Genomic DNA, 3,870 nt, shown 5'->3' on the forward strand with positions numbered 1-3,870 from the left:
TTATTTATTTTTATGTTTCGTAATCAGGGCCACTCTTTTGTGTCAGGCCGTCTGAAAAATGCGATAATTTAAACACAATATTTGTCCCTATTTATGAGGAAAAATCATGGCTGCACAACTTATAGACGGAAAAAAAATCTCCCAGCAACGCATCGAGGCGGTCGCACAGGCGGTAAAAGCGCGTCAGGAAAAAGGTTTGCACACGCCTTGCTTGGCGGTAGTATTGGTTGGCGACGACCCTGCCAGCGCGGTTTATGTACGCAATAAAAAACTGACCTGCCAAAAAAGCGGCATAGAATCGCGCTCTTATGAGCTGCCGTCTGAAACCACGCAAGACGATTTGCTGAAACTGGTGGACGAATTGAACAGCGACCCTGCCGTCGACGGTATTTTGGTGCAACTGCCGCTGCCGGCACACATCGACAGCCAAGCGGTTTTGGAGCGTATCGAGCCGCATAAAGATGTGGACGGCTTCCACCCTTACAACGTCGGCCGCCTGGTCGTCAAAATGCCGCTGATGCGCCCTTGCACACCCAAAGGCGTGATGACTTTGTTGGAAGCCTACGGCATCGACCCGAAAGGCAAAAAAGCCGTCGTCGTCGGCGCGTCCAATATTGTCGGCCGCCCACAGGCGTTGGAATTGCTGCTGTCCCGCGCAACGGTAACCATCTGCCACAGTGCTACGCAAAACCTTGCCGATGAAGTGGCTGCCGCAGATATTTTGGTGGTCGGCGTAGGCATTCCGAATTTCGTTAAAGGCGAATGGGTCAAACCCGGCGCAGTGGTTATCGATGTGGGCATCAACCGCTTGGACGACGGCAGCCTGTGCGGCGACGTGGAGTTTGATGTTGCCAAAGAACGCGCGTCCATGATTACGCCCGTTCCCGGCGGCGTCGGCCCGATGACGATTGCCACTTTGTTGGAAAACACGGTACACGCGGCCTCATTGCACGATTAATCGCTGTCATTAAGTTAGGCCGTCTGAACATGGTTTTTCAGACGGCCTGACCTGTTTTTTTTGCTTTTTACCTTATTGGCTTCACATGTCCTTACTCTCTTCACACACCGACAACCCGACTTTCCGCAACGCCTCCTATATCCTGATGGGTTTGGCTTTGCTGATTGTCTTGCACTACCATTTTCTGCCGCTGCTGCTGTCGGTTATCCTGACCTATATCTTTATTACGCGCACCAACGGCGTGATCCTCAAACTCCGCCGCCGTGTTTTGCCGCGCAACACGCGGCTGCATAAATCGCTCAACGCGCACAATATCAACCTGATTTCCACCACGCTGACGCTGGCCATCGTGTTCAGCATCATCACGATGATGTCTTTGGGCATTTACCACCTGATACACGGCGGCCATGTCGGCTTCATGCTGGCGAAGCTGGCGGCAATTTTGGAAGACACCAAAAACAGCCAAGACCTGCCTGCGGCCATTCTCAATATGCTGCCCAACAATATGGCCGAAATCAAAGCCTCGGCAATCAAGCTGATTGAAGAATACCGCGCCGCGCTGACCCGTATCAGTAAAAACAGCATCACGTCCTTCGTGTACATCCTTATCGGCATCATCATCGGCGCCATGCTCAGTTTCCACCGCCTGAAAATGCGCAAAAACCGCCACAAAATGCCGCTGTTTAAAGCCGAATTGATACGGCGCATCGTCAATTTTGAAACCAGCTTTGAACGCGTGTTCCTCGCCCAAGTCAAAATCTCGCTGATCGACACCTTCCTGACCGGCCTGTACCTCTACTTGGTTTTACCGCTGTTCGGCGTTGGCCTACCGTTTAAAATGACCGTCCTGATCGTTGCCTTTATCGTCGGTCTGATTCCGGTGGCGGGCAACCTGATTTCCAACACCATCATCATTATTTTGAGCCTCGGCGCATCGCTTTACGTCGCACTTGCCTCGTTGGTTTTCCTCGTTGTCATCCATAAACTCGAATATTTCCTCAACGCCAAAATCATCGGCTCGGAAATCGAATCCAGCGCATGGGAATTGCTGGTGGCGATGGTCGTCTTTGAACGCATTTTCGGCATCGGCGGCATCATCGTCGCGCCGGTTTATTACGCGTATCTGAAAAATGAATTGAAACTGCGAAAATTGATTTAATCAGTTGCATTTATACACATCAAAGGCCGTCTGAAAACGACAATCGGGTTTTCAGACGGCCTTTGCTTTACCTTTTCTTACACTTTACGGCATAATGGCAGCCACGCATTTCTAGAAGAAAGATAAACAATGTCAACCAAAACCCCTTCCCTATTCGGCGGCGCGATGATTATCGCCGGTACGGTTATCGGCGCAGGCATGCTTGCCAACCCGACCGCCACTTCCGGCGTATGGTTTACCGGCTCGCTGGCCGTGTTGCTGTACACCTGGTTTTCCATGCTCTCCAGCGGCCTGATGATTTTGGAAGTCAATACCCATTATCCGCACGGCGCCAGCTTCGACACCATGGTTAAAGACCTGCTCGGCCCGACTTGGAACGTCATCAACGGCGTTGCCGTCGCTTTCGTTTTATACCTGCTCACCTACGCCTACATCTTCGTCGGCGGCGACCTGACAGCCAAAGGCATCGGCAGCGCGGTAGGCAGCGAAATCTCGCTCACCGTCGGGCAACTCGTCTTCTTCGGCATTCTCGCCTTTTGCGTTTGGGCATCAGCACGCTTGGTTGACCGCTTCACCAGCATCCTCATCGGCGGCATGGTATTGACCTTTATTTGGGCAACCGGCGGCCTGATTGCCGATGCCAAAATGCCTGTCTTGTTCGACACCCAAGCCCCTGCCGGCACCAGCTACTGGATTTATGTCGCCACCGCCCTGCCCGTCTGCCTTGCCTCATTCGGCTTCCACGGCAACGTCTCCAGCCTGCTCAAATACTTTAAAGGCGACGCACCCAAAGTGGCCAAATCCCTGTGGTCGGGGACGCTGATTGCCTTGGTGATTTACGTCCTCTGGCAAATCGCTATCCAAGGCAACCTGCCGCGCAACGAATTCGCACCGGTTATCGCCGCAGAAGGCCAAGTTTCCGTCCTGATCGAAACGCTGTCCAAGTTCGCCCAGACCGGAAATATGGACAAAGTGTTGACCCTGTTCTCCTACATGGCGATTGCAACGTCCTTCCTCGGCGTAACGCTCGGCCTGTTCGACTACATCGCCGACATCTTCAAATGGAACGACAGCATTTCCGGCCGTACCAAAACCGCCGCGCTGACCTTCCTGCCGCCTTTGATCTCCTGCCTGCTCTTCCCTACCGGCTTCGTTACCGCCATCGGCTACGTCGGTCTGGCCGCAACCATCTGGACAGGCATCATCCCCGCCATGCTGCTCTACCGCTCGCGCCATAAATTCGGCATCGGCAAAAACTACAAAGTTTACGGCGGATTCTGGCTGATGGTTTGGGTCTTCCTCTTCGGCATCATCAACATTGCCGCCCAAATACTGAGCCAAATGGAGCTCGTTCCCGTATTTAAAGGTTAAATTCCCTTAAGGCCGTCTGAAATACCCTCTTTCAGACGGCCTAATTCATTATTTTCCGCTACAATACCCCCTTTCCCCCAACGAACACCGTCCATGTACGACAATATCCGTTTCCATCTCGACGAAGACTACCCCGACCAGCTCCCGCCCGAAAACGCCGCCACCCACATCGGCATGTACTGGCAGTGGGCGGCGCAGGCAGGCCTCGTCAACCCCGTCTGGCAAACCGCCCCCGAAACCGCAGCCGACTTCTCCGCCATGACCTCGGGCAAAATCAGCGGACGGCACTTCCTGCTCAAACACATGGACGGCGCATTGACGGCGGACGACTTTACCGAACTCGGCCAACGGTTTACCGAGTTCTACTACACCGACGAAGAAG

General features: G+C 53.4%; 4 protein-coding genes. All 4 read left to right on the top strand.

Annotated features, from left to right (window positions below):
- The first annotated feature begins 106 nt into the window (after positions 1-106).
- The gene (gene folD / locus ACTHUT_RS15155) at positions 107-958 is read left to right on the top strand and encodes a bifunctional methylenetetrahydrofolate dehydrogenase/methenyltetrahydrofolate cyclohydrolase FolD (protein ID WP_003683785.1); all 852 of its coding nucleotides are present in this window, start codon (positions 107-109) and stop codon (positions 956-958) included.
- 85 nt (positions 959-1,043) lie between these two features.
- A complete protein-coding gene (locus tag ACTHUT_RS15160; protein WP_250599454.1) occupies positions 1,044-2,117 on the top strand; it encodes an AI-2E family transporter in 1,074 nt (357 codons plus the stop codon).
- Between the two features lie 129 nt (positions 2,118-2,246).
- Entirely contained in the window at positions 2,247-3,488 is a 1,242-nt protein-coding gene (locus ACTHUT_RS15165) for an aromatic amino acid transporter (RefSeq protein WP_250599452.1), read from the top strand.
- 93 nt (positions 3,489-3,581) lie between these two features.
- On the top strand, positions 3,582-3,870 hold a 289-nt coding region (locus ACTHUT_RS15170), incomplete at its 3' end, for a DUF7832 domain-containing protein (protein ID WP_440418985.1).

The sequence above is a fragment of the Neisseria sp. P0022.S010 genome, assembly GCF_051956635.1.